The sequence below is a fragment of the Cupriavidus necator A5-1 genome (genome assembly GCF_000744095.1).
Taxonomy (GTDB): Bacteria; Pseudomonadota; Gammaproteobacteria; order Burkholderiales; family Burkholderiaceae; genus Cupriavidus; species Cupriavidus necator_A.
This window is the reverse complement of the sequence record NZ_JQLI01000001.1, coordinates 230,892-255,025: the sequence shown is the minus strand read 5'-3', so window position 1 is coordinate 255,025 and position 24,134 is coordinate 230,892. Positions and strand designations below refer to the sequence as shown.

Here is a 24,134-nt window from a genome sequence, read left to right as displayed (position 1 = left end):
TCGCGCGTGAGCGCGGATGAAATGAGCGAGAACCTACGTACAAGCCTGCTTGCGCTAATCGCCCTTGGCAAAGAGCGCGGTTTCCTGACGCGTGGTGAGCTGAGCGATCAGCTTCCGGATTGCGACGAAACATCAGGTGCCATCGACCGGACGCTAGCGATGTTGGCCGATCTCGGCATCGAAGTCGTCGACCGAGCGCCAGCAGAAGCTCCGGCATGGCTGACTCAGGATGCCGCACCATCCGCAAACGAGGAGGATGTCGCAGAGGAAGCCGCCGCGGCCATCACGCAGAGCGACGGTCGATTGACTCGCACGACGGATCCCACGCAGATGTACTTGCGAGAGATCGGCGCGATCGCTCTCCTGACGCGCGAGGAGGAGGTGGCCATCGCCCGGCGTATCGAAGACGCATTGGCGGAAATGATGGCGGCGATGGTGGCTTGCCCAGTCGTGGTTTCCGAACTCCTGGCAATGGCCGACCGGGTTGCCTGCGATGAGATGGCATTTGATGATCTGGTCGACCACATTGTGGAGCCGCAAGCTGAGGCAGGCGGTAGCCTGCAACCAGAAGCGCAGGTGCAGACCGCAGCGGAACTGGAGGATGACGACACGGGGTTCGACGATGGCAATCCTGTGCCGACGACGTCTTCTGATAGCGAATCACTGCGCTGGCGGGACATTGCCTTTGGAAGGTTTGCAGCGATCCGGTGTCAGGCCGATGCGCTTGCTAGCATCGCGTGCTGCCCAAGACCCGACCACACCCAATATGTCAGGGTGCTGGCCACCCTCCAATCTGAGCTTGGAGCATTCCGCTTTAGCCCGCCCACCATTGCGATCCTCACGCAGATCCTTGAAGCGTTGATCGGGGAGGTTCGTCAAACGGAGTGCCACATCGCCGAGATCCTGATCGACAAATGTGGCATCGCGCGCGAAGTGTTTCTAGAAGGAATCAGGGATCAAGCCGCAAATCTAGACTGGATGAAAGCGCTCGCGGCCGAGAACTCCGCCATCCGCGCTCACCTGATCAGATGGACGCCTGAAGTGCGAGCGCTTCAGCAACAGTTGCGTGCCCTGGAGGCCCGCGCCGCGATGCCGCTGGGGGATCTGAGGGAAACCGCCAAACGAGCCGCGAAGGCGAAGACGAAAGCCCTGCAAGCCCGGTCCGAGATGATCGGGGCCAACCTCCGACTGGTGGTCTCCATCGCCAAAAAATACCAGAATCGTGGCTTGCCGTTGCCGGATCTCATCCAAGAGGGAAATATTGGACTCATGCGCGCCGTAGACAAATTCGATTACCGGCGCGGCTACAAGTTCTCAACCTACGCCACCTGGTGGGTTCGGCAGGCGGTCATACGTGCCATCGCCGATAAGGCGCCCTCCATTCGTATACCGATGCATCTTGTGGAGGCCATGGGCAAGATCAACCGGCATTCACGCGAGATCTTCAGGGAAACTGGCGCCATGCCAACGCCGTCCATGTTGGCTGCCCGTTTGGCGATGAGCGAGAAACAGATCAAATCCATCCTGAATCTCGTCAAGCAGCCGATCTCGCTGGAGACGCCATTGGGGGAAAGCGGGGATGCGCTACTGGGAGACACCTTGGCCGACGAGGACACGATATCCCCAGTGGACGCGGCGACCCAAGCGGCACTCCAGCAGGAAATGGAAGCTGTCCTGGCAACGCTAACCCCGCGCGAGGCAAAAATCTTGCGCATGCGCTTTGGCGTAGGGCTGCAGACCGACTACACGCTGGATGAAATCGGCGCGCAGTTCGGCCTGACGCGCGAGCGCATCCGCCAACTGGAATCCCAGGCATTGCGAAAGTTGCGCAAACCTGAGCTGACGACACGGCTCGATGGCTTCGTAGAGAGAAAGATATGAACGACGACCAGTATCACCGTGCCGTGGACCTGATCCACTTGCTCTACGCGGCACTGGTCGGCCGGATGACGCCCGGCGGAGGCGAGGAAGCCCGTGAGCTGGCCGAGAGCGCTATGCAAGAGGCGTCGGAATTCCTCGGACTACCGCGGGGGAACGGTAGTTGAACTCGTGCGCGAACCTTTCGCTACCTCGGCTCGCTCCTGACCGACTGCCTGATACCTGCACCAATGAATAGTCAAAAGATCAGATTTCTTCGCTCACGAATTCCCACATTCGCGTGCACCCCCGGGTGTCATGACTGTTGTGGTCCTGTGACAACCTCAACGGAGGAAATGTCGAGGCTTCCTGTCAAGAGCGATGCCGAGCACGAAACTGCGCTGGCAAACCTAAGTTGCCCTCATCTTGATACCAAGGGATGCAGCGTGTATTCGGAGCGCCCGTTGATTTGTCGCTTGTTTGGAACGACCCCAAGGCTTGCCTGCCCGAACGGAAACCGGCCGGACAAAATGATCGATCCGGACATTGAACAACAGATTCAGCGCTTCTTTCTAGAGACACGTCACGTGCTGGTCTGACTGAGGCAAGAGGCCACAGGCGGTAGGCAACAACGGGGCGCAGGCAATTCGCTATCGTAAGGCGCGCATTGCGCAACAGAGCCAACGCTGGCTGCCGGCAATGCCGGTGGTATCTGGGGCCTCGGGCCCCAGACCAAGTAGGCGCTGAATGAGAGCAGGCGACAATCTGGTCTGTCGCGCGGGGCGTTCGCCAAGCGAATCCGAGGCGTTGTGCACGTCGCGCGAACCGGGCACGCGACGCCTCTCGATACCTCTCGCGAGCGCGTCATGTGTGAACGCGCTCCTTCAAACAACGGCGTTGAGGACGTCCCCTGCCCGGTCCGCCTCTGCCTGCGAGTCGACGGGCACGTACGCGACAAATTGCGTACCGATCACCGCCGCTGAAAAGCCACGGAGGTTGATCCCCGCTTCGGTTAGGTCCTCGGTCATTGCAACGGCAAGCCCCGGCTGATTGCTGCCCAGGACGCGAACACAGTGCTGCTTCTGCGCGATATTGAATCCTGCCACGGCCGCCGCCACCATTTCCCGATCCCCCTGCAGCGGTGTGACAAACACGAGGCCTTCGCCAGGCCTGTCTGGTCAGCGCCGTGCAATGATGAATTGCAGGTCGGCCCCCACATCGCGCAGGGTCGTCAAGATCGCGGCCAGGCCGCCGGGCTTGTCCGGAATGCTCGCCACCCAGACTTCCACTTGTTCCACGAGCAGTTCCATTGTCGCTTCTCCTAGCCCTTCTCGTTCGGTGCAAGCGGCCGCTTCCCGTATCGGCTCGTCATCCAGCCGTGGCGCACCATCCATTGGATGGGTGCTCAGCGAGATGCCGTCTTCTTGGAGCAAACGGCGGACGTGTCTCGATGCCATCGCTTTAGCGGTAGACTAGCACGGGGATCTTGCTATGGGTCAGCACCTTCAGCGAAGCGTCAGTGGCCAGATGCTGGCGGCCGGTCCTTTGCAGAAAGGCAAGCGTAATCGCCGGCGGCAGTCCTCAAGGTTGGCGCGGCTGCATCCAGTTCTGGTGCATCATCATGTGGTTCATCATCATCTGCTGCATGCCCATGTACTGGTCCGTCATGTACTGCCGCTGCTTCATCTGCTCAGGAGTGAGCTTCGAATAGTAGCCGCCCATCTGTCCCCACCCCATCATGGGGCCGCCCCTCATGTGCCCGCCCATCATGTGCCCGCCCATCATCCCAGGCCCCCACATGCCGTGCATCATGCCCATCGTGCTCTGCATGGCCGTCCAGTGTTCCTGAAGTAATTTCTGGCGCTCTTGCGGGTCCTGCGTTTGGCGGATTTTGTCCATTTGCTCCTGCATCTTCCGCATGTTTTCCTGAATCTGCGCCGCTTGCTTGTCGAACTCGGCGACGTTGGGTTGCTCCTGTTTCGCTGGAGCACTCTTGGCAGCAAGCTTACTTTGTTGAGCTAGCGCAGGAGTTACGCAAAGCATGATTGCGGAAAATGCTGCCCCTATGAGTTCCTTCTTCATCTTGCCTCTCCTATTGGCCTTTCTACCCCAGTCGACGACGTCGGTCAGTCTCAAGGCTACTGATTCGAAGTCAGGACAACCGAACGTTTACCCGTCCCTTCTCCTATCTAAACCGAAGTTTGACTCGGAGACCAAGCTAACCTGTTGAAGCGCCGAGAGATTTTCAAGCGGCAGGGGGTTGGCTACTGGGAACAGCCGGGGTCGATGCCGAGCAGCGCAAAGGCTTTGCGCTGCAACGGCGTGGGACGGGTCGTGATGACGATCTTGGTCTGTGGGTTGACCGAGGTCGAGGTGACGTTATAGGTCAACGTGGCGAGGTCCTGCAGCAGCGTCTGCAGGCTATCCACGGGCAGGTCGTCGTCGGTCCGGTGGCGCGCGGCTTTGGCGTCAGCCCCCTCCGAGCGCGGCGTCGGCATGACCGGATTGGCACGTTGATCACGCAGCGTTGCCAGGTCCTCATCGTCATGGAGCAGCGGCTTAAGCGCTTACGACACAATCGATCACGACTGGCTGGTCAGATTCATCGAGCACCGGGTAGCGGACACACGGGTTGTGCGGCTCATCAAGAAGTGGCTGCACGCTGGTGTGCTGGAAGACGGCAGGTTGACGCAGAGCGAGGTGGGGACAGTTCAGGGCGGAAGCCATCAGCCCGCTGCTGTCCAATATCTATCTCCATTACGCGTTCGACCTGTGGGTGAAGCAGTGGCGTGCGCGGCATGCCGAAGGCGATGTGGTCATCGTGCGCTATGCCGATGATTGGATCGCAGGGTTCCAGTACATCGGTGACGCTGAGCGTTTCCAGCGCGAGGTGACCGAGCGGATGGCTCGCTTCGGCTTGAAACTGCACGAGGGCAAAACGCGGCTGATCGAGTTCGGGCGCTTCGCGCGCCAGAATTGCCGACGCCGTAATGGGGGCAAGCCGCCGACCTTCGACTTCCTTGGACTCACGCATTGCTGTGGGAAGACACGTAAGGGACGGTTTGCGGTCCTGAGGCTGACCAGCGCCAAGCGCATGCAAAGGACATGATGAAAATGGGCGGCCCTGCTCGTATGGCTCCTGGCAAAAGAGTCGCCAAGGGAAACGCCCCATCAAATCAAATGCAGATGTGCCAAGATATGGCGGGTAGTCACATGGCGTTCATGCAGGAAATGATGCAGACGATGGCCAACGACCAAGGCATGGGTCCGGGCATGGGTCCGGGGATGGGTGGAAAGATGGCGCCAGGCGGATGATGGGTCTAGCCGTAAGGTTTGGCGTGCGGAACAATCCCGTCGGACCGGAGACCTGCCAGCCCCTTGCCGTCCGGCCGTGCGCGCTTGTTCAGTACAACAGGTAAGGGTCGCGTTGCACCACGAAGGCCGTCGCTTATGCCTCGGTCGCCGCGTCAATCGCATCGAGGGAGTAGCTGTCGCGCAGCATGGACCATAGCAACCGCGATCCCACCGACGCCTGGGCCCGCTGTGCCTGCCGACGGCCAAGGCTGTTATCGGCCCTGTGCCTGTTGGGCTAACATCCCTGTTACCAGGCACAGTGCCCGATTGGGCGTGCAGCCTGGATTACGCCGCCCGCTGGCGCGGCAGGATCTGCCATCATCTGAAGGCATCTACAGGAGTCGGCCGGCAAACGGAGCCAGCGGGGGAGGCGAGTTCGCCATGCATGTCGGGTTTCGCAAGTTCGACCTCGGCTTGCTGCCAGTCGCGGCCGGCACGCTGGGGGGCGGCTTGCTGCTCTTTGCCTTCGGCGAAGCGGTTGCCGCGAGGCTCGCCTGGGCGGCTGGTGCACTGGTCGTCGCCGGCGCGCTGATCGTCGCCATCGTGCAGTCGCTGCGCCGAAAGGAGGCGGGCGTCGATGTCTTGGCGCTTCTGGCGATCGGGCTGGCGCTGGCGCTTGGCGAATTCCTCGCGGCTGCCGTATTGGCCCTGATGATCGAGAGCGGCAGGGCCATTGAGAACTATGCGCAGGCCCGCTCCGAGCGGGAGATGTCCGCCCTGCTCAGCCGTGCCCCGCAGTCGGCCAACCGCTTAGAGGACGGCGAATGGCGCGCGGTATCCCTCGATGTGGTCAGTCCGGGGGATCGGCTGTTGGTCCGTCATGGCGAAGTCGTGCCCGTGGACGGCGCACTGCTGGGCCAGGCGACGCTGGACGAATCTGCCCTGACTGGCGAGTCGCTGCCACGGCAGCGCCTCCCTGGCGAGACCGTGCGCAGCAGTGTGCTGAACGCCGGCACCCCGTTCGAGATGGTGGCAGCGACCACCGCGGCGGACAGCACCTTCGCCGGCATCGCCAGGCTGGTGCGCACCGCCCGCGCGGAGCGCCCGCCCGCGGCGCGGCTGGCCGACCGTTATGCACTGTGGCTGGTGCCTGTCACCCTGCTCGTCGCCGGGCTTGCCTGGCTTGCCAGCGGTGAGCTCTCGCGGGCGCTGGCGGTGCTGGTGGTCGCCACCCCCTGTCCGCTGATCCTGGCCGTGCCGGTGGCGATCGTGTCGGGGGTCTCGCGTTGCGCCGGCCGCGGCGTGCTGGTCAAAGGCGGCGGCGCGCTTGAGAGGTTGTCGCAGGCGAGCATCCTCTTCTTCGACAAGACCGGGACGCTGACGGGCGGCAGGGCCCGCCTGGCGGCCATCGAGAGCGCGCCCGGATGGCCGGCGCCCGACGTGCTGCGCGTCGCCGCTTCGCTGGCGCAGGCCTCCGGCCATGTCGTCGCCGAGGCCATCACAACCGCGGCGCGCGAGCGAGGCCTGGCTCTGGACCTGCCATCGGGCGTGACCGAGACTGCCGGTGCTGGCGTTGCCGGGCGGGTCGGCGAGCACGTGGTGGCGGTGGGATCGCCCGCCTTTACCGGCGGCGGCGATGCCGGGCCGCCCTGGTGCCAGGCCATGCTGCAACGCGCGGCCTACGAAGGCGCCTCGGTCTCGCTGGTCACGGTCGACGGCGTGCTGGTCGGGGCACTGCAGTTCGTGGACCTGATTCGCATGGACACCCCGCGCGCGTTGCGCTTGCTGCGCAAGGCGGGCATACGGCGGCTGGCCATGCTCACGGGAGACCGGCCCAACGTCGCCGAGACGGTCGGCGCGATGCTTGGCGTGACCGAGGTCCATGCCAACCTCACCCCCTCGCAGAAGCTTGCCGCGATCGAGGCGGCGCGCCACGACGGCACCGTGCTGATGGTGGGCGACGGCGTGAACGATGCACCGGCGCTGGCCGCCGCGGACGTCGGCGTGGCCATGGGCGCACGCGGCGCCGCGGCATCGTCGGAAGCCGCGGATGTCGTGCTGCTGGTGGACCGGCTTGACCGGCTGGTGGACGCGGTGCGCATTGCCCGCCGGTCGCGCCGGCTGGCCGTGCAAAGCGCCATGGCCGGCATGGGCCTGTCGTTCGTCGCGATGGCGGTCGCCGCGTTCGGCTACCTGCCGCCACTGGCCGGCGCCTTGCTGCAGGAGGTCATCGATGTGCTGGTCATCGCAAATGCGCTGCGCGCCCTGCGCGCCGACCCGTCGGTGCCGGCAGAACGCCTGTCCACGGCCGACGCTGAGCGCCTGAACCAGGAGCACGCCGCGCTGGCGCCGCTGATGGAGCAGATCCGCAGCCTCGCGGACAGGTTGCCAGCCATGCCTGGCGAGGCCGCGGGCACGGAACTGCGCCGCTTGTGCGCATCCCTCAGCGGGAAGCTTTTGCCCCACGAACAGCACGATGACGCGCAACTCTATCCACAGCTCGCGCGGCTGGTCGGGGGCGATGACCCGCTGGCGGCGATGAGCGCGATGCACCGCGAGCTCTTCCGCGTAATCCGGCTGCTGCAGCACATGGCCGACGATTCGCCGCCCGACGGGCCGGACGCAAGCCGCATCAGGGAGTACCAGCGGCTGCTCTACGGGCTCGACGCCGTGTTGCGGCTGCACTGCGCGCAGGAAGACGAGCTATTCCATGCGCTGCGCGAAGACGCGCCAATGGAGTGAGCGCGCGACGGCACCGCGCATATGTTACTGGCTGAATCCTACCCGGCGCGCGATACCCCGGCTGAACCAAAGTTGGGCGAGACCAGTTTGCGGATGTAGGGGAATGCTCCTTTTCACAACAATGGCCGGGAAATACCGGGTTATGCTGCCACGTCCCTGTCAGATTCCGCTGACAGGCCGGGTGCGCATGACGGACAAGCGCCGTCTCAAAGCACGTACGAGCGGCATGGCACCATGCCGACAGCTTTTTCGGCGCTGGATGATTTCGGCATCGGCGGCCGACAACGATACCGGACCTGCACAGCGCCTTGCGGCAATCACCACGGAGATCCCCCTTGGCGCGCATCTGAAGACGGACCGCACGCGTGACGGCCTAGGACGCAGCGGGGGCGAGCTGGCAGGCAGAGTTTGCGTGCCGAGGCTGCAGTTGAGGTGGTAGTGCACAACAGCGGAAGGGAGCAGGCGGCAAGGGACATGGAGAGTCAATGGGACGACGCGGCGTTGACGGCCGCTTTGCAGCAGCCGGACGCCTACCCCCACCCGGCGCCGGCAGTACAGGTCATCGAGACGCATATCTCCCGTGTCTTCCTGGCCGGGGACTTTGCCTACAAGGTGCGCAAGCCGGTGCGGTTCGACTTTGTCGACTTCTCCACCGCGCAGGCACGCCGCGACGACTGTGAGACCGAGCTGCGCCTGAACGGCCGGTTCGCACCCGCCCTGTACCTGGATGTGGTGCCGATCGTGGCAGGCCCGACGCCCGGCTCCGTGCGCATCGGCGGGAGCGGCATGCCGATCGAGCATGCGGTCCGGATGCGGCGTTTCGCCCAACAAGACATGCTCAGCGCAAGGATCGCTGCGAACCGGCTGGAGCCGGGGCATATTGATGCGCTGGCGCGCAGCATTGCGGCCTTTCACCAGGCGCAGCCCTCTGCCGCCCATTCCGATGGCTTTGGCACGCCGGCCCGCATCGACGCGACCCTTGCGGAGTGCCTGGGCGGCATCGAGCGGCTGGCGCAGGCCTCGCACCTGGCCAGCCGCGTGGCCCAGCGGGCGCGCAGCGAGGCCACCCGGCTAACAGGCGCGTTCCGGGCACGCCTGCACAACGGCCATGTGCGCGAGTGCCATGGTGACCTGCACTTGGGCAACATCGTGCTGCTGAACGGCGTGCCGACGCCATTCGACTGCCTGGAGTTCGACGCCGCGCTGCGCTGGACCGACACCATCAGCGACCTGGCCTTCCCCGTCATGGACCTGCTGCACCATGGCCGACCGGCGCTGGCCTACCGGCTGCTCAACGGCTACCTGGCGCAATCGGGAGACTACGGCGCGCTGGCCGTGTTGCCCTTCTATCTCGCCATGCGGGCCCTGGTGCGCGCGCGCGTGCTGCTGGAGCGCGCCTGCCAGCAGCACGCCGCGGGCGCGTCCATGGCGCCGGCGCAGGCCGAGGCAGGCAGGCTGCTGGCGTTGGCATGGCGATGCCTCAGCCGCCGTCGCGGGCCGATGGTGGTGATGCATGGGCTGTCCGGCAGCGGCAAGTCCACGGTAGCTGCGCAGATGAGCAAGGCGGGGGCGATGGTACGCGTGCGCTCCGACGCGGTACGCAAGGGCCTGCACCGCGGCGTGATGCCCGCGGGTGGCTGGTATGCCGCCAGCGAAACGGCGCGGACCTACCGACGCCTGCTCGCCGTCTGCCGGCTCGGTTGCCGCGCCGGCTTCCCGATGATTGCCGACGCCACCTTCCTGGCCTGCGCCGAGCGCGAGCGCTTTGCGGCCCAGGCCCTCCGCCTTAGCGTGCCCTTCGCCATCGTCACCTGCGAAGCCAGCCCTGAGACGCTGCGCGCCCGCATCGCCGCCCGTGCCCGGGCGGGCGGGGACCTGTCGGATGCCGACGACGGCGTGCTGGCGTGGCAGATACGCATCCAGGATCCGCTGACCGAAGCCGAGCGCGCCTGCGTCGCCATGCCTGGCAGCTTCATGGGCCGCGCTGCCCCCGGCCGCGGCTGACGCCAGGGCCCTGCCGGCATCATCCGAAGCCGTCCCGGGATCGCTTGCATCCCCCCGGCACGCCCCGTAGCCCCGGCTTGACGGAGCGCAACCCAAGGTCGGGAGCAGCGCCTACATTCGTCCATACCGGTGCCATGCGCAGAGCGCTGGCGCCGCTCTTTGCAACAAATGTGAGCATCCCATGGACGAACTGAAGCGCATCCCCTACCAGCCCATCAAAGACCTGCTGCCACGCCCCGCCACCGGCACGAGCGAGCGGGTCATCGCCCTGCCACAGCCGGACCGCACCGGTGGCCTGCCGCTGATGGGGGCGCTGTGGCAGCGCATGAGCACCCGTGAGTTCGACGAGCAGCCGCTCCCAGGGCGGCGGCCGCACGGCCCCTTCGCCGCACGGCGCGGCGGTGATCGACGTCTACGCGGCGCTGCCCGCCGGCCTCTACCGCTACGACCCGGTCCACCATTGCCTGGCGCTGAAGCGCGCGGCAGATGTGCGCAGCATGACCGGTTACCAGGACTTCGTCGGCATGGCGCCGCTGGACCTGGTCTACGTCGCCAACCATGGCCGGATGCAGGACGTCCCGCCCAAGCTGCACGAGACCTTCGCTGCCGCCGCGGCCGGCGCCATGGTCCAGAACGTCTATCTCTACTGCGCCTCGGCCGGGCTGGGCGCGGTGGTGCGCGGCTGGCTCAACCGGCGCCAACTGGCCGAGCATATGTCGCTGAACGAGGACGAGGAACCGATCCTGTCCCAGACCGTCGGGCGCCCGGCCCCGCACGACAGCGCGCCGGTCTAGATATCCTGGCCGGATCGCCACCACCAGACAACAGGAGACACCGACATGATCAAGAACCTCGGCAGTGCGGAACAGATCCGCAATGAAATTCTGCGGCGCCTGCAGGAAAACGCCGACCTCGGCGACACCTGCCGCGACTGCGACATCCCGTTGCCGCAGCGTGTCGACGCAGCTGCCAACGGCGGCTGCAACTGGACCATCGACGCCTTCCCCGCAGTCCCGCCGGCATGCCTGGCCACGGTCAAGGCAGTCACGACCGAGATGATGCGCGAGTACGACCTGCGCTAGCCGGTCAGCGCCAGCCTCCCGGCCGCTGCCGGGGGGCGACCGTCGTTTCCGCGGCGGCAGCCCGCCAGGCGCACAGTTGCCCTCAGCGGCCTGCTGCCCGGTATCCTCCAACTGTCACGCATAAAGTTGCTCGTGCCGGCGCTGGCATACGGTACAGCGCTTCGCGGTCGGATATGCTTGCAAGCGCGAGAACGGGATCGGCTGCTGGCAATCGATGCAGATGCCGTACTGACCGTGCTGCATCCGCGCCCGCGCGGCGGCGATGTCGGCCAGTTGCATGCGATAGTGGTCCAGCATCGCGTCGTCCTGCCGCTGCGTGACTTCTTCGTCGGCAAGGTCGCCCTCGTCCCGCGCCTCACGCTGCGCCAATGGTGTCATCGGCGTGTCGGCGGAACCAACGGCGGCATGGATGCGCGCTTCGTCCGCGTCAAGCTGCGCCGCCAGCGAGACGGTTTCCTGCGCTGTGAGCTTGCTCATAATGGGTCTCCTGAACCCGCTGGCGCCTGAAGTGCCTGCCGGATGCCGGCTGCCGGCTGCCAGGCGCTCTGCCACGGGAATGCGCAACGGTGTCGCACGTAACAATGTCGACCGCGACCGCTTGCAGGTCGGCGTAGGCTGCCTCCGCGAACAGCACGTGGACGCCGACGCAGACCGGCGCCGGGTAGCCGTGTTCGCGCAGCAGCCGCGCCGACGCCAGCATGGTGCGCGCGGTGGAGACCATGTCGTCGACCAGTACCGGCGTACGGCCAGCGGCCGTGGGCAGGCCGCTCGCGTCGATGCTGACCTCGTGGTCGCCGAAGCGCTGCTTGACCAGAACAATGCTGTCCGCGCCACAGCGGCTGGCGATGTCGTCGACCCACTGCTGGCTCTCGTCGTCGGGGCCGACGAGCAACGGCGCGCGCACCGCCTGGCCGATCCATGACGCAATCGCCGGGGCAGCATGCACGGCGATCGCCGGCCTGGTGAAGATCTCGCCCAGACTGCCGATCCGGTGAAGGTGCGGGTCCACCGTGACCAGCCAGTCGAAGCTGGCCCCCAGCAGCGCCGCAAAATGGCGTGCCGACACGATCTCCCCTGCCCGGAAGACCTTGTCCTGGCGCATGTACGCCAGGTATGGCGCCACCAGTCCGACCTGCACGGCGCCGCCTCCCCTGGCAGCGGCAGCGAGCCACAGCAGCGGCACCAGCTTGGCATCCGGACGGTCCAGCGTGCACACCATCAGGGCTTCGCAACCGGCCACAGGCTGCAGCAGCCTGACGTAGGACTCGCCGTCGGGAAAGCGCCGGACCTCGGCCTCGCCCGGCCGGCCGGGCGAGGCAGGCAGGCTGCAATGGCCGCGGCCTACCGTTCACTGCCGGGCATGGCGAATACGATCGGATCCATGCAGGCGTCCTTGCAGGTTCGCACCCAGGCTTGCCGTGCCCGCGCTAGCGGCGGGTGACGGCCAGTGCGACCAGGGCGCCGGCCACGGCCGCGACCGCGGCGACGGAGCCGATGCTCTCCCAGGGATGCGCGTGGACGTAGCGATCCGTGGTGTCGACGGGTGCGCTCGACTACTTGAAATCCCGCACGAGAATGACATCAAGCGACGGGGCAGTGTTGCGAATACCCCGGGATCTCACGGCGGCGCACGGTGCTGAGCATCCCACGTTGCATGCTCAGTCCACAATCCTCAGCTTCAAGAGCAGAATGACTTGGGCGCTGCCAGAACCAGCCAGCGGCATCTTTGAGTGGGGGATAAATGTAAGATCAAATATGGCTAGCGTGACCGGCCAAGAGGATCAACCTGACGGACGGGGGCAAAGTCATGCGAGGAGTTGCGCGACCTTATTAAATCGCCCGCAAAGCAAAGCCCAGAGCCGAATTCCGGGAGCCGTCATGACAGCGATCGGTAACCGCGAGCTGCTGATGAATGCCGGAGCTTGCAGGCCTCAGCCCCCAGAAAATCCCCGACTGACTGGCAACACATGGAGACGAGCGCAAGCGCCGGCGATTAATTGCATTTTCGGTGGATCGAATTGCCTCTGACGCGCAGCTGTATGACAGGTCGCCGCCCACTCCGCCAAGCGCATTTGGCAGGTTGTACTTGAAGACGTTATTCGCTCGATTGCTCCCGCCGCGGCCGCCCGCGGAGATCAGGTTTTCGGTCGTACCGGCCAGCCCAGTCACGCGAACGGGTCGACCTCGGCCTGTGCCAGTGCCAGTGTCGTGCATTGCCTGTCCGATACGCCGAACTACAAATCGGAAGATGTGTTGGTTGGCGCCATGGTGCCGGTCGGGGCGGGACGCGTGATCCTGTCGTACATCCACAAGAACGATCGCACGGCAGCTAACAACGATCCCCAGCAGGCTGCCATCGGATATGTGCATCGTCTTTCGAAGCGCACCAGTCTCTACACGTCATACGCGCACATCTGGAACCGTGCGTCGAATACTTGCTACCAGCGGCTTCTACCGCGTGTGGAATGCGAACGATGTCGGCAGCCCAGCCGCCGGCAACTCAGTATTCAATATCGGCATCAATCACATTTTCTGATTACCACCCGGCGAGCTGGTCCTCGCCGGCCTTCTTGCCCGATGCAGCCGAAAACTCGCATCGGGTCTATTTCATGGACGGTGCAAGAACCGTATCAGTCTTTCGCCGCTCACCCAGCCCTCATAAGCACTGGCACCCCATCCACAACCAACCGGACCTGCCCCCGCCCCGCATGAATTAACTGCACGGGAAGATTCTTCTCCCCCAACCGCCGCCGAAGCAGCAGCATCCGCGTTTCGAGGTTGTCCTTGATCTCTGGTAGCCGCAGCGCCTCCGCCAGTCGGATCTCGCGGTTGCTGAAGGCGTTCCGGCCTTCGTTGATGTAGACGCCCAGCATATAGGCCAGCAGGCGTCCCGCGACGCCCTTGATGACGTAGGCGTTGTCGATGAAGACACTATCGTCAACAGGGTGGTGCGTCACGTGGATGACGCGATCACCTGGCTGTCCGGGCACCGTCCGGAGCGCTGACGGGCGGGCGTCCCGGACCAGCGCTTCGCAGAGCGCCAGAGCCAGTGCGCACTGGCTGGCGATCATTTCAAGTGTCGTTTCATGTGCCGTGCGAAAGGCGATCCGCTCCGGGCTTTCCACAAACAACACGCCGCGCAGCGTGTCCTGGGCCAGGATGGGGACGGCCATCTGACTCATGGCGTCGGGCAGGCTGGGCAGCACGATGATGCGGGTGCGGTTTTCGTCGGCGGGACTGCTGGCTTCGATTGCGTCGCCCAACCGCCGAATCCGGCTCAGGTCATTGACTTTCACCGGGCGCCGGGTGACGGCGGCGATGCCAATTAGTCCCTCGTCGAATGCCACTTCAGAACCGGCGCCGGAGCGGCCGTAGCCGCGGCTGACCACGGTGGTAAGCAGGCGTCGGATAGGGTCGCTCTGCAGCACGATGGCATGCGGGAATCCCAATTGCGTGCAGCCGTCGAGCACTGCACCCATTACGCCTTCCGTATCGCTTTGTGTGCTGATGGTTTTCATCACCTGGCCGAGGACGGCAAGATCGGGCGCCGGCGATGCGTCGCCTGCATGATCCGTCCGCGCGGGGGAAACCACAGGTTCGATGCCATCGACGCGGAACACGTCGATGGCCTTGAGGCGCATGATGCCAGCCATGCCGACTTGGGCGCTGCTGGCCCGCAGTTGGTCTGCCACGCGCTTGAACAGCGGCCCTTCGTCGCGGGATGAAACCCAGGTGATATCCAGCTTGTACTGACCGCCGTGGCGGGCGCTGACCAGCAGCAGGCAGGCATGCGGATTGGCGCGGATATTGGCGGCGGTCTTGGCGAAGAACTGGTTGGAAATGGCGATATGCGCGTCGTCCACCATCACCACATGCGACAGGTAGGAGATATTGGGCGTGCCGTCGGCCGCAGTTGTGGCGATGATCGAGGGGATCACGCCCTCGAAGCAGTCGTCGAGGTCGCGCAGTGGCATCATCCCGCACCCATTTCCGTGGGCGAGCCCGCGGCTGTGCCTGCCTTTGGCCCGGGGGTCTGGATGTAGGCCTCGCGCACATGCAGCCGTGCGACCGTCAGCTCCCGATCCGCGAGCCACGGCGAGACCAGCTCGGGCCGCAGTCCGAGGCCGCCGAACAAAGCATAGATGTCGGCCCGGTAGCGCCGGGAAAGCTCCAGGTCTGAGGAATCGACTGCGCGGAGTTGGGCGGAGCCTTTCAATTGATAGGAGACATAGTCCGCGGGGCGAGCAAAGGTGACGGCGGCCTGCCCGTTGGCGGCTAAGTTGTCCATCGCTTCCGGCCATTGCCAGGCGGACACGATGACCTCGACGATTTCCTCGTTGATGGCGCGAGCACCGACCGCGCGAGCGATCGAGGGGCGGTTGGCCTGGTCTCGCGTGCCGACGATGATCATCACGGGGCTCGCGATAAAGTCCAGGATCTCGTCTGATAGCCGCATATTGGCCCGGATTGTCTTCGCCTCGGAAACGGTTAGGAATAACTTAGGAAGGACGGCCAGCCGCTTAGCAACCTTTTAGCGACGCTATTTTGTGTGGCAGATTATAACGTTGGGACCATCGACAAAAGGATAGTCCCACCATGCAACATCCGAAAGGCAGGCAGATTGCCATCATCGGCGCCGGCCCGGGCGGCTTGGTCTCGGCCCGCTGGCTGCTGCAGCACGGCTTCGAGCCGATCCTGTTCGAGGCCGGCGACCGGCTCGGCGGTCAATGGAACTTGTGCAGCGCGGCCAGCGCGACCTGGCCCGGGATGCGCACAAACACCAGCCGAGTCATGTCGGCCTTCTCCGACCTGGACCATGGCATAGATGTAGCGACGTATCCGCGCCAGGACCAGATGCTTGCCTATCTGGAGCGCTATGCAGCCCGCTTCGATTTACTGCGCTGCATCCGCCTCGGCACGCGTGTCGAGCGCCTCGAGGCCGCGGAGGGCGGCTGCTGGCGGCTACGTTCGCGCAGTGCGGGCAGAATGCACGAAGAAAGCTTCAGCCAGGTGATCGTGGCCACGGGCGCGCAAGCCGTGCCGCTACTGCCTGACATTCCTGGCATGGCGAACTTTACCGGCGCGCTCGGTATCGCACATACCGCGCGTTACAAGGGTGCCGGGCCTTACCGAGGCCGTTCTGTGCTGGTGGCCGGCTGTTCGATCAGCGCCCTGGAAATCGCCTCCGATCTCGCTTTTGGCGGAGCAAACGTCACCGCAGCCTACCGCCGCCAGCGTTATATTGTCCCTAAGCTGATTGCAGGCGTGCCGGCCGAACATGTGCTGTTCCACCGCGCGGCGGCGCTGGCGGGCGAGGCGCTTCCGGCCGAGGCGCTAGCGGAGGGCCTGAAGGCGGCCGTGCTTCGGGCCGGCGGCGCGCCTGACCAGTTTGGGGCGCCGGCGCCCGATGCCAATGTGTTCGCTGCCGGCATCTCCCAGTCACAGGGCTTCCTGCCGGCTGTGGCCGAAGGCCGCGTTACCGTGCGCCCCTGGATCGACCGCATCGACGGGAGCACCGTGCGCTTTACCGACGGCACTGTCGCAACGCCCGATGCGATTCTCTTCGGAACCGGCTTTGGCCTGTCGGTGCCGTGGTTGGCGCCAGACATTGCACGCACGCTGAACTACGACGGCAGGGGGCTAGACCTGCACGCCCATACCTTTCATCCGGACCTCCGGGGACTGGCCTTCGTCGGCCTCTACAACCTGGTCGGCCCCTATCTGCCGTTGCTCGAACTGCAGGCCCGTTGGATTGCCTACACGCTGGCCGGCCTGACACCCATGCCGTCGCCGACACAGATGGCGCAGGGGCTGGCGGCGTCCCAGGCGATGCGGCAGCGCGGGCAACAGCCAGTGCTACATGATCTTGCGGTTTCGCTGGCGCGCCAGATCGGCGTGGAGCCCGATCTGGCGCGCTGGCCCGAGCTCGAACGCGCGCTGTTGTTCGGCCCCTTGTCGCCGGTCTCGTTCCGCTTGCAAGGCCCAGACCGCCTGAACGACGCGCCGACCCGGACGCTGACAGCGGCTCAGGCATTCGGGGCAATACGCGGCCCGGAGTTTACGCCCGAGGAGCTGCGGTTGCGCAGCTTGATCGGCAGCCGGGAAGCCGTCGTCGCCTGAACCGCGCCTCGCGTCGCCAGCCATTCCAGTCGCCCACGCACGCTGTACGTCCGGGCCGCGAGGGGCCCGACGCGGCGAACGCCACCCGGTTCATCGTGGCGCTCCGGGGAAGGCGGCCTCGACTTCGAGGAAGAAAGCCTTCGATCACACCGGCGTTCAGCAGTTCGGGCAACTGTGCCGCGGATCAGCCGTGCATGGCCGACAGGAACTGCTGCAATTCCGCCGTCCGTGGGTCGCCGAACACCTGCCCAGGGGTGCCGGTCTCGTGCACCTTGCCCTGGTGCATGAAGACGATGTGGTCGCTGACCTTGCGCGCAAAGTTCATCTCGTGCGTGACCATGATCAGCGTCATGCCGTCGGCGGCGAGCGACTCGACCACACTCAGCACCTCTCCCACCAGCTCCGGGTCCAGCGCCGAAGTGATTTCGTCGCACAGCAGCACGGCCGGGTCCATCGCCAGCGCGCGGGCGATCGCCACGCGCTGCTGCTGTCCGCCACTGAGCTGGTCGGGGTAGCTGTCGAACTTCTCGCCGAGGCCGACGCGCTGCAGCAGTGCCTGCGCGCGCCGGCGCGCATCCGCCTTCGGCACGTCCTTGACCAGCGTGGGCGCGAGCATCACGTTCTGGCCTGCGGTCAGGTGTGGGAACAGGTTGAAATTCTGGAAAATCATGCCGACGCTCTGTCGCAGTTCGCGCATCGTCTTCGCGTCGCCGTGACGCAGCACCTGGCCGTCGATCGACAGCTTGCCTTGCTGGAAAGCCTCGAGCCCGTTCAGGCAGCGCAGCAGCGTGCTCTTGCCGGAGCCGCTGCGGCCGATGATGCAGACGACCTCACGCCGGCCGATCTGCAAGTCGATGCCCTTCAGGACTTCGTTGTCGCCATACTGCTTATGCAGGCCCTCGACATCGACGAGAGCAAATGGCTGGGTGGTGGCGTGTGATGTGGACATGGATATGCAGCTTGGAGAGCCTTGCTAAGGCTTGGTAGGCGTGGGTGGGGGCTCGGTGCGAATCCCCGTCGCGGTTCTGTCTGCGGATTCAGGCATGTGCCTGCCAGCCGCGTTCGAGCCTGCGGCTCCAGAGCGACAGCGGGAAGCACAGTGCGAAGTACAGCAACGCGACGCAGCTATAGACCAGGAAGGGCTGGAAGGTCGCGTTCGAGATCATCTGCCCGGCCTTGGTCACTTCGACGAAGCCGATCACCGAAGCCAGTGCAGTGCCTTTGACGACCTGCACCATAAAGCCCACCGTCGGCGCCACCGCGATGCGCGCCGCCTGCGGCAGGATCACGTAGCGCAATTGCTCGCGCAGGTTCAGCGCAAGGCTGGCCGATGCTTCCCACTGGCCGCGCGGAATCGCATCGACGCAGCCGCGCCAGATCTCGGTCAGGTAGGCGCTGGCATAGAGCGTGAGACACAATGCGGCGGCGAACAGCGCCGAGGTTTCGATGCCGATCAGCGCCAGCCCGAAATAGGCCAGGAAAAGCTGCATCAGCAACGGCGTGCCCTGGAACAGCTGGACGTACAACGCAATGCCGCGCCCCGCCCCCGGCACCCTCGCAATGCGCGCCACCAGCAGCAACAGGCCGACGATGCCGCCGCCGGCGAAAGCAATCAGCGACAGTCCGACGGTCCAGCGCAGCGCCAGAAGTAGGTTGCGGAAGATGTCCCACAGTGAAAACTCGATCATGGCCGTCTCCTGTCAGCGTCCGAACAAAAAGCGCGGCCCGATCCAGTTCAGGGCCTGGCGCACCGCAACGGCCAGCGCCAGGTACGCGACGGCAACGGCGATATACGCTTCAAAGTTCCGGAAGGTGCGGCTGGCGATCAGGTTTGCCGCATAGGACATCTCCTCCGCGGAGATCTGGCTGCAGACCGACGAGCCCAGCATCACGATGATGATCTGGCCGACCAGTGCCGGCCAGACGCGCTTGAGCGCAGGCGGCAGCACCACGCGCGTGAAGATCTGCCAGCGGTCCAGCGCCAGGCTCTGCGCGGCTTCGATCTGCCCGCGCGGCGTGGATTCGAGGCCGGCGCGGATGATCTCGCAGGCGTAGGCACCCAGGTTGAGCGTCATCGACAACACGCAGGCCACCTCGGGCGTCAGCCGCACGCCAATCGTCGGCAGGCCGAAGAAGACGAAGAACAGCTGAATGATGTAAGGGGTGTTGCGGATCGCCTCGACATAGCCGCCGACCATGGCGCGCACCCACGCCGGCGCGTGCAGGCGCGACCAGGCGCAGCCGATGCCGAGCACGGTGCCAGCGATTGCCGAGAATGCCGTCAGCAGAACGGTCAGGCAGAGGCCATGCAGCAGCATCGGCCATTGCGAGAGCACTGGCCCGAAATCAAAGGAAATCATACGGACAGCCACACAGAAGCGAAGGTGGAACCCGCGACGGCGCGCGCCGCCGCGGTCTTGGCAGGGTCTTATTCGGGCAGCTCGCCGGTGCCGCGGCCGAGCCAGCGTTGCGCATAGTTACCCAGCGTGCCGTCGGCCTTGGCCTGGCGCAGGATCTCGTTGACCTTGGTCAACAGTGCGGTTTCGCCCTTGCGCACGCCGATAAAGTTTGGCGAGTCCTTCAGCAGCAGCTTGTATTCGGCGTCCACCTTCGGATACTTCTGGATCGCCATGGCGGCGACCGCGGCCCCGGTGGCAACCAGCTGGGTCTGCTGCGTCACGAAGGCGGCCACCGTCGAGTTGTCGTCCTCGAAGCGCTGGATCTTCAGCGTGGGCGGCGCGACCTGCTGCAGCACGTCGTCCTGAATAGTGCCGCGCGTCACAGCGATGGTCTTGCCCCCGAGGTCCGAAAAACTCTTGATGCTCAGGCTCTTCGGCCCGAACACGGCCTGGTAGAACGGCGCATAGGCGATCGTGAAGTCGATCACCTTGGCACGCTCGGCGTTCTTGCCCAGCGCCGACACGATCAGGTCGATCTTCTTCGTTTGCAGATAGGGAATGCGGTTAGGCGTGCTGACCGGCACCAGGTCCGCCTTGACGCCCATCTTGTCGGCAATCATCTGCGCCACGGCCACATCCAGACCCTGCGGCTTCAGATCGGGGCCCATGAAGCCATACGGCGCGAAGTCGACCGGGATGCCGATTGCAATCGACTTCTTCGCCATCACCGCGGTCAGGGAATCGTCGGCCTGCGCAGGCGCCATGGCGACCATGGCGGCAGTGGCGAGGACGGTGGCAATGGCGGTGAACTGTCTGCGTTTCATAAAACACCCTTTCTTCAGTCGGTCGAGGAGAACGAAGGACCAACCCGCAAGATGCATGCCACGGTCCATTGAGGCGCCGCCCGGATCCAGGAAGAGATAACTCTCTCTTTAGATTCAACGGATTAGGCGAGATCAGGCAAGCCACGACGGCAGTTGGCATCATCTTTGCTCGGCAAAGACCGAAACGTGGAACAGCGGTTTCACATGCCACAAATAGAGAAACTCTTGTTTCATAATTGTGCGAGGCGGCGCCAAACCGGTGCAGCCGGGACGAGACCCAGGTATCGCAATCGATCGCTCCGACATGACCACTTACGACGCGCTCGAAGCGCAGATCATCCAGTGCTACGGTGAGTTCTCCGGCACCGACAAGAAGCTCGCCGACGTACTGCTCAGCCGCAAATACGAGTTGCTCGGATACTCCGCTACCGAGCTCGCCGACCTGGCGAGCGTGTCCAAGGCAAGCGCCGCCCGCTTCTTCCGGCGGCTCGGCTATGCCGACTTCGGCGCGTTCCGGCAGGCGTTGCGCGACCAGCGCGCAAGCCAGTCTCCGCTGGCAAAGATGGATCGCGCCGCCACCCCGCGTGGCGCTCTCACGGGTGCGGCTTTACCCGCGCTCGCCGGACTGCAGGCACATGTTCAGCTCGACGCGCACCGGCTGGCAGCCCTGCCGGAGCAGCTCAGCGAACGGGTACTCGATACCACCCTGCGCGAACTGGCCGATGCGCGCCGGGTCTGGGTGGTCGGCTATCGCAACAGCTTCATGCTGGCCTTCTATGCCAATGCCTTGCTGTCGCAGGTACGGCCGGAGGTCTACCTTCTCAACGAGCAGGCCGGCAAGGATGCCGAACTGATCGCGGAAATCGACAGCAAGGACGTGCTGCTCGCGGTCGATTTCCGGCGCCGCACGCGCCGGCTCGCACCGATCGTCACGCTGGCCGCCGAGGCGGGGGCAAAGCTCATCCTGCTCAGCGATGCGCCGGTCTCCCCGCTGACCACGCACGCCACCGCCGTGCTGCGCTGCTCGCATCATAGCGACCAGGTGTTCGACTCCTATGTAGCCGCGACCAGCCTCGTCAATTACCTCGCCACCGCGATGGCGCGGCGCGCCCACAAGCGCGCGCGTGCGCGGATGGCGCGGGTCGAACGCGCGCATGACCTGCTCGACGATCTCGACCTGCAGGCGTGAGCGCCGCGCATCCCGAATACAGCGCGAGTCGGCTCGCGCAGTCCCCTGTCCAGTCAACACCGGAAGTCCCATGTCCACGTTACCGCAGCTCAAGCTCGATCTTTTCGTCAACCCTGCGCGCACCCGCAGCGAAGGCTATGGCAGCACGCGCGAGGCTATTCTCGGCGCGCCGGCGCTGGCCACCGCGCAACGCGCCATCACCGCCTGGGAGGGCTACCGGCCTACGCCACTGCATGCGCTGCCAGCGCTGGCCACCGCGCTGGGCGTCGGCACGATCCACTACAAGGACGAAGGCACGCGTTTCGGCCTCGGCAGCTTCAAGGCGCTGGGCGGCGCCTATGCGGTGGGCCGCCTGCTGGCGCGCGAGATCGGCAAACGGATCGGCCGCGCGTTGACCCCTGCCGACCTCGCCGCGCCCGAACTGCGCGCGCTGTGCGCCGATTACACGGTGACCTGCGCCACCGATGGCAACCACGGGCGTTCGGTCGCATGGGGCGCCCGGCGGTTCGGCTGCGCCTGCGTGATATACATCCACGCCACCGTCAGCGAAGGACGCAAGGCGGCGATCGAGCAGGTCGGCGCGACCGTGGTACGGACGACGGGCAACTACGACCAGGCGGTCCAGCAGGCCGACCGCGACGCTCGCGAACGCGGCTGGCACGTGATTTCCGACACCTCATATCCCGGGTACATGGACGTCCCGCGAGATGTCATGCAGGGCTACCAGGTCATGGTGGCCGAGGCCGTCGACGCGCTGCCCGAGTGGCCAACGCACGTCTTCATCCAGGCCGGTGTGGGCGGTTTCGCCGCCGCCGTCTGCGCCTACTTCTGGGAACGCAACGCGGCGCAGCGCCCGGTTTTCGTGGTGGTCGAGCCGGACGCCGCCGACTGCCTGTACCGCAGCGCGCGCGCCGGCCACGTGACGGCGGTGACCGGCAAGCTCAATACGCTGATGGCGGGCCTCGCCTGCGGAGAAGTGTCACTGCTGGCGTGGGAAGTGCTGGCCCACGGCGCGGATGCCTTCTGCACCATCGATGACGGAGCGGCGGTGGCGACGATGCGCTTGCTGGCGAATCCCGCCGACGGCGATCCCGCCATCGTCGCCGGCGAATCCGCGGTAGCGGGCCTGGCAGCCGCCATTGCGGCCATGCAAGATACGCAAGCGCGTGCAGCGCTGCGCCTCGGCGCGCACAGCCGCCTGCTGTTCGTTGGCAGCGAGGCCGATACCGATGCCGGGTTGTACGCGCAGCTGGTCGGGCGCAGTGCCGACGCCGTGCGCGCGGGAGCGCTGGCATGACGACGAACCTTAGCGCGGATAGCGGCCGCACGGTGCTCGACACCGAATTCCCGGGCATCGACGGTGCGCGGCTGCTGCGCCGGCTCGACGAACTGAATGCGCATGGCGCCATCGACGGCGGCGGCGTCTGCCGCCTGGCACTGACCGACGCCGACCGCGCGGGGCGCGACTGGACCGTCGCGCAAATGCGCGCGCTCGGCATGGAGGTTACCATCGATGCCATCGGCAACGGCGTCGCGATTCATGCCGGCCATGAAGACCTGCCGCCGGTGATGGTCGGCTCGCACATCGATACGGTACGCACTGGCGGCAGGTACGACGGCAACTATGGCGTGATGGCCGGACTGGAAGTGGTCGCCGCGCTGCGCGATGCCGGAGTGCGGCTGCGCCGCCCGCTGGCGATCGCCTTCTTTACCAACGAGGAAGGCGCCCGCTTCCAGCCGGACATGATGGGCTCGCTGGTTTTCGTGGGCGGCATGCCGCTCGACGAAGCGCTCGCGGCAGGCGGCATCGACGGCAGCACGGTCGGCGCGGAACTGGAGCGCATCGGCTATCGCGGCGATGCGCCGGTCGGCCGGCCCGAGGTCGACAGCTTTGTCGAGCTGCATATCGAACAGGGCCCGGTGCTGGACCGCATGGGCGTGCAGATCGGCGTGGTTGAAGGCGTGCAGGGCATCAGCTGGACCGAGTTCGTGCTGGAAGGCGTGTCCAACCATGCCGGCACCACGCCGATGGCCCTGCGGCACGACGCTGGCTACTGCGCCGCACGCATCGCAACCTTCACGCACGATCTGGCGCTGCGCTACGGCGGCCGCCAGATCGGCACGGTCGGCGCGATCCGCTTCGAGCCGAACCTCGTCAACGTGATTCCGAACCGCGCGACCTTTACCGTCGATCTGCGCAACACCGACAGCGCGGCGCTCGCGCAGGCGGAGGCCGAGGTGCTCGCCTTCGCGCAGCAGACCTGCGCGACGGAAGGTGTCGCGCTGCGCCATCGTTCGCTGGCGCGCTTCGAGCCGGTGGCGTTCGACCCGCTGGTGACCGACCTGGTGCAGCGGCACAGTGATGCGCTCGGCCTGTCGACCAGGCGGATGTCGAGCGGAGCGGGCCACGACGCGCAGATGCTGGCGCGCGTATGCCCTGCCGGCATGATCTTCATTCCCAGCGTGGGCGGGCTCAGCCACAACGTGCGTGAGTTCACCGAACCCGTCGACCTGGTGCGGGGCGCGCAGCTGCTGATGCGCGTGGTCGTCAGCCTGGCGAACCGTCCCTGAACGGCCCCGGCACAGCCCCCCGATCCAACGCCCAATATTCCCGAATTTCAGG

25 protein-coding genes and 2 pseudogenes are annotated in these 24,134 nt (G+C 65.5%); 14 read left to right on the top strand and 13 right to left on the bottom strand.

Annotated features, from left to right (window positions below; genetic code table 11):
- The first annotated feature begins 6 nt into the window (after positions 1-6).
- From rpoD to K307_RS45110, 3 genes are all read left to right on the top strand, one after another.
- Entirely contained in the window at positions 7-1,881 is a 1,875-nt protein-coding gene (gene rpoD / locus K307_RS01245; protein WP_230625401.1) for an RNA polymerase sigma factor RpoD, read from the top strand.
- A complete protein-coding gene (locus K307_RS48420; RefSeq protein ID WP_196251505.1) occupies positions 1,878-2,045 on the top strand; it encodes a hypothetical protein in 168 nt (55 codons plus the stop codon). Before rpoD ends, K307_RS48420 begins: the two co-directional genes overlap by 4 nt.
- A gap of 63 nt (positions 2,046-2,108) precedes the next feature.
- Positions 2,109-2,456, top strand: a complete 348-nt coding sequence (locus K307_RS45110; RefSeq protein ID WP_080744814.1) for a YkgJ family cysteine cluster protein — start codon at positions 2,109-2,111, stop codon at positions 2,454-2,456.
- 285 nt (positions 2,457-2,741) lie between these two features.
- On the opposite strand, the gene K307_RS48830 is transcribed toward K307_RS45110, so the two are convergent.
- The 4 genes from K307_RS48830 to K307_RS47240 all read right to left on the bottom strand — a co-directional run bounded on the left by K307_RS48830 (position 2,742) and on the right by K307_RS47240 (position 4,355).
- On the bottom strand, positions 2,742-3,011 hold the full coding sequence (locus tag K307_RS48830; protein WP_230625399.1) for a hypothetical protein: 270 nt from the start codon (positions 3,009-3,011) through the stop codon (positions 2,742-2,744).
- Between the two features lie 24 nt (positions 3,012-3,035).
- Positions 3,036-3,167, bottom strand: coding sequence for a hypothetical protein (locus K307_RS50220; RefSeq protein ID WP_268989163.1), 132 nt, complete (start codon positions 3,165-3,167; stop codon positions 3,036-3,038).
- A gap of 271 nt (positions 3,168-3,438) precedes the next feature.
- Positions 3,439-3,939: a hypothetical protein gene (locus K307_RS01235; RefSeq protein ID WP_042875824.1), complete on the bottom strand. Its 501-nt coding sequence runs from the start codon at positions 3,937-3,939 to the stop codon at positions 3,439-3,441.
- A gap of 182 nt (positions 3,940-4,121) precedes the next feature.
- On the bottom strand, positions 4,122-4,355 hold the full coding sequence (locus K307_RS47240) for a hypothetical protein (protein WP_051974556.1): 234 nt from the start codon (positions 4,353-4,355) through the stop codon (positions 4,122-4,124).
- Positions 4,356-4,582: 227 nt separating this feature from the next.
- On the opposite strand from K307_RS47240, the gene K307_RS48825 reads away from it, so the two are divergent.
- The 6 genes and pseudogenes from K307_RS48825 to K307_RS01200 all read left to right on the top strand — a co-directional run bounded on the left by K307_RS48825 (position 4,583) and on the right by K307_RS01200 (position 10,979).
- Positions 4,583-4,966, top strand: coding sequence for a reverse transcriptase domain-containing protein (locus tag K307_RS48825; RefSeq protein ID WP_329955909.1), 384 nt, complete (start codon positions 4,583-4,585; stop codon positions 4,964-4,966).
- The gene (locus K307_RS01220; RefSeq protein ID WP_230625397.1) at positions 4,963-5,172 is read left to right on the top strand and encodes a hypothetical protein; all 210 of its coding nucleotides are present in this window, start codon (positions 4,963-4,965) and stop codon (positions 5,170-5,172) included. Before K307_RS48825 ends, K307_RS01220 begins: the two co-directional genes overlap by 4 nt.
- A gap of 420 nt (positions 5,173-5,592) precedes the next feature.
- Positions 5,593-7,893 (top strand): heavy metal translocating P-type ATPase, encoded by a 2,301-nt coding sequence (locus tag K307_RS01215; protein WP_042875822.1) that lies wholly within the window; start codon positions 5,593-5,595, stop codon positions 7,891-7,893.
- A gap of 474 nt (positions 7,894-8,367) precedes the next feature.
- Entirely contained in the window at positions 8,368-9,897 is a 1,530-nt protein-coding gene (locus tag K307_RS01210) for a bifunctional aminoglycoside phosphotransferase/ATP-binding protein (RefSeq protein ID WP_042875821.1), read from the top strand.
- A 181-nt stretch (positions 9,898-10,078) separates the two neighbouring features.
- Positions 10,079-10,691: pseudogene (locus tag K307_RS01205) on the top strand (nitroreductase family protein).
- A gap of 45 nt (positions 10,692-10,736) precedes the next feature.
- On the top strand, positions 10,737-10,979 hold the full coding sequence (locus K307_RS01200; RefSeq protein WP_042875819.1) for a hypothetical protein: 243 nt from the start codon (positions 10,737-10,739) through the stop codon (positions 10,977-10,979).
- 114 nt (positions 10,980-11,093) lie between these two features.
- Here the strand turns inward: K307_RS01200 and K307_RS01195 are convergent, their stop codons facing one another.
- The 3 genes and pseudogenes from K307_RS01195 to K307_RS48820 form a co-directional block, all read right to left on the bottom strand.
- Positions 11,094-11,456: a TraR/DksA family transcriptional regulator gene (locus K307_RS01195; protein WP_042875818.1), complete on the bottom strand. Its 363-nt coding sequence runs from the start codon at positions 11,454-11,456 to the stop codon at positions 11,094-11,096.
- Positions 11,407-12,219, bottom strand: a complete 813-nt coding sequence (locus K307_RS01190; protein ID WP_230625396.1) for a ribose-phosphate diphosphokinase — start codon at positions 12,217-12,219, stop codon at positions 11,407-11,409. The genes K307_RS01195 and K307_RS01190 overlap by 50 nt, the downstream gene beginning before the upstream one ends.
- A gap of 187 nt (positions 12,220-12,406) precedes the next feature.
- Positions 12,407-12,499 (bottom strand): annotated as a pseudogene (locus tag K307_RS48820) (glycine zipper domain-containing protein); the annotation flags it as partial.
- Between the two features lie 688 nt (positions 12,500-13,187).
- Between K307_RS48820 and K307_RS50800 the strand changes: the two are divergent.
- Entirely contained in the window at positions 13,188-13,691 is a 504-nt protein-coding gene (locus K307_RS50800; RefSeq protein WP_155301024.1) for a porin, read from the top strand.
- Here K307_RS50800 and K307_RS01185 read toward each other — a convergent pair.
- Both K307_RS01185 and K307_RS01180 read right to left on the bottom strand, forming a co-directional pair.
- Positions 13,625-14,956, bottom strand: coding sequence for a GAF domain-containing protein (locus K307_RS01185; RefSeq protein WP_230625395.1), 1,332 nt, complete (start codon positions 14,954-14,956; stop codon positions 13,625-13,627). The two genes, K307_RS50800 and K307_RS01185, sit on opposite strands and share 67 nt — an antisense overlap.
- Positions 14,953-15,435 (bottom strand): pyridoxamine 5'-phosphate oxidase family protein, encoded by a 483-nt coding sequence (locus K307_RS01180; protein WP_042875816.1) that lies wholly within the window; start codon positions 15,433-15,435, stop codon positions 14,953-14,955. The genes K307_RS01185 and K307_RS01180 overlap by 4 nt, the downstream gene beginning before the upstream one ends.
- Positions 15,436-15,575: 140 nt before the next feature.
- On the opposite strand from K307_RS01180, the gene K307_RS01175 reads away from it, so the two are divergent.
- Positions 15,576-17,099, top strand: a complete 1,524-nt coding sequence (locus K307_RS01175) for a flavin-containing monooxygenase (protein ID WP_042875814.1) — start codon at positions 15,576-15,578, stop codon at positions 17,097-17,099.
- A gap of 184 nt (positions 17,100-17,283) precedes the next feature.
- On the opposite strand, the gene K307_RS01170 is transcribed toward K307_RS01175, so the two are convergent.
- The 4 genes from K307_RS01170 to K307_RS01155 all read right to left on the bottom strand — a co-directional run bounded on the left by K307_RS01170 (position 17,284) and on the right by K307_RS01155 (position 20,322).
- Positions 17,284-18,048, bottom strand: a complete 765-nt coding sequence (locus K307_RS01170) for an amino acid ABC transporter ATP-binding protein (RefSeq protein ID WP_042875812.1) — start codon at positions 18,046-18,048, stop codon at positions 17,284-17,286.
- Between the two features lie 88 nt (positions 18,049-18,136).
- Positions 18,137-18,787, bottom strand: coding sequence for an amino acid ABC transporter permease (locus K307_RS01165; protein WP_042875810.1), 651 nt, complete (start codon positions 18,785-18,787; stop codon positions 18,137-18,139).
- 12 nt (positions 18,788-18,799) lie between these two features.
- Entirely contained in the window at positions 18,800-19,459 is a 660-nt protein-coding gene (locus K307_RS01160; protein WP_080744812.1) for an amino acid ABC transporter permease, read from the bottom strand.
- Between the two features lie 68 nt (positions 19,460-19,527).
- On the bottom strand, positions 19,528-20,322 hold the full coding sequence (locus K307_RS01155; protein ID WP_042875808.1) for a transporter substrate-binding domain-containing protein: 795 nt from the start codon (positions 20,320-20,322) through the stop codon (positions 19,528-19,530).
- A gap of 304 nt (positions 20,323-20,626) precedes the next feature.
- Between K307_RS01155 and K307_RS01150 the strand changes: the two genes are divergently transcribed.
- The 3 genes from K307_RS01150 (at position 20,627) to K307_RS01140 (ending at position 24,082) form a co-directional block, all read left to right on the top strand.
- On the top strand, positions 20,627-21,511 hold the full coding sequence (locus K307_RS01150; protein ID WP_042875806.1) for a MurR/RpiR family transcriptional regulator: 885 nt from the start codon (positions 20,627-20,629) through the stop codon (positions 21,509-21,511).
- A 70-nt stretch (positions 21,512-21,581) separates the two neighbouring features.
- Positions 21,582-22,808 carry a diaminopropionate ammonia-lyase gene (locus K307_RS01145; RefSeq protein WP_042875804.1) on the top strand — a complete coding sequence of 409 codons (1,227 nt, stop codon included), beginning with the start codon at positions 21,582-21,584 and terminating at the stop codon, positions 22,806-22,808.
- Positions 22,805-24,082, top strand: a complete 1,278-nt coding sequence (locus K307_RS01140) for a Zn-dependent hydrolase (protein ID WP_051974554.1) — start codon at positions 22,805-22,807, stop codon at positions 24,080-24,082. The genes K307_RS01145 and K307_RS01140 overlap by 4 nt, the downstream gene beginning before the upstream one ends.
- The last annotated feature ends 52 nt before the right edge of the window (positions 24,083-24,134 follow it).

Coding starts and splice junctions, on each gene's coding strand:
- K307_RS48420 (WP_196251505.1), top strand. CDS start 1,878: ATGAACGACGACCAGTATCACCGTGCCGTGGACCTGATCCACTTGCTC.
- K307_RS45110 (WP_080744814.1), top strand. CDS start 2,109: ATGAATAGTCAAAAGATCAGATTTCTTCGCTCACGAATTCCCACATTC.
- K307_RS50220 (WP_268989163.1), bottom strand. CDS start 3,167: ATGGAACTGCTCGTGGAACAAGTGGAAGTCTGGGTGGCGAGCATTCCG.
- K307_RS01235 (WP_042875824.1), bottom strand. CDS start 3,939: ATGAAGAAGGAACTCATAGGGGCAGCATTTTCCGCAATCATGCTTTGC.
- K307_RS47240 (WP_051974556.1), bottom strand. CDS start 4,355: ATGCCGACGCCGCGCTCGGAGGGGGCTGACGCCAAAGCCGCGCGCCAC.
- K307_RS01220 (WP_230625397.1), top strand. CDS start 4,963: ATGATGAAAATGGGCGGCCCTGCTCGTATGGCTCCTGGCAAAAGAGTC.
- K307_RS01215 (WP_042875822.1), top strand. CDS start 5,593: ATGCATGTCGGGTTTCGCAAGTTCGACCTCGGCTTGCTGCCAGTCGCG.
- K307_RS01210 (WP_042875821.1), top strand. CDS start 8,368: ATGGAGAGTCAATGGGACGACGCGGCGTTGACGGCCGCTTTGCAGCAG.
- K307_RS01200 (WP_042875819.1), top strand. CDS start 10,737: ATGATCAAGAACCTCGGCAGTGCGGAACAGATCCGCAATGAAATTCTG.
- K307_RS01195 (WP_042875818.1), bottom strand. CDS start 11,456: ATGAGCAAGCTCACAGCGCAGGAAACCGTCTCGCTGGCGGCGCAGCTT.
- K307_RS01185 (WP_230625395.1), bottom strand. CDS start 14,956: ATGATGCCACTGCGCGACCTCGACGACTGCTTCGAGGGCGTGATCCCC.
- K307_RS01180 (WP_042875816.1), bottom strand. CDS start 15,435: ATGCGGCTATCAGACGAGATCCTGGACTTTATCGCGAGCCCCGTGATG.
- K307_RS01175 (WP_042875814.1), top strand. CDS start 15,576: ATGCAACATCCGAAAGGCAGGCAGATTGCCATCATCGGCGCCGGCCCG.
- K307_RS01170 (WP_042875812.1), bottom strand. CDS start 18,048: ATGTCCACATCACACGCCACCACCCAGCCATTTGCTCTCGTCGATGTC.
- K307_RS01165 (WP_042875810.1), bottom strand. CDS start 18,787: ATGATCGAGTTTTCACTGTGGGACATCTTCCGCAACCTACTTCTGGCG.
- K307_RS01160 (WP_080744812.1), bottom strand. CDS start 19,459: ATGATTTCCTTTGATTTCGGGCCAGTGCTCTCGCAATGGCCGATGCTG.
- K307_RS01155 (WP_042875808.1), bottom strand. CDS start 20,322: ATGAAACGCAGACAGTTCACCGCCATTGCCACCGTCCTCGCCACTGCC.
- K307_RS01150 (WP_042875806.1), top strand. CDS start 20,627: ATGACCACTTACGACGCGCTCGAAGCGCAGATCATCCAGTGCTACGGT.
- K307_RS01145 (WP_042875804.1), top strand. CDS start 21,582: ATGTCCACGTTACCGCAGCTCAAGCTCGATCTTTTCGTCAACCCTGCG.
- K307_RS01140 (WP_051974554.1), top strand. CDS start 22,805: ATGACGACGAACCTTAGCGCGGATAGCGGCCGCACGGTGCTCGACACC.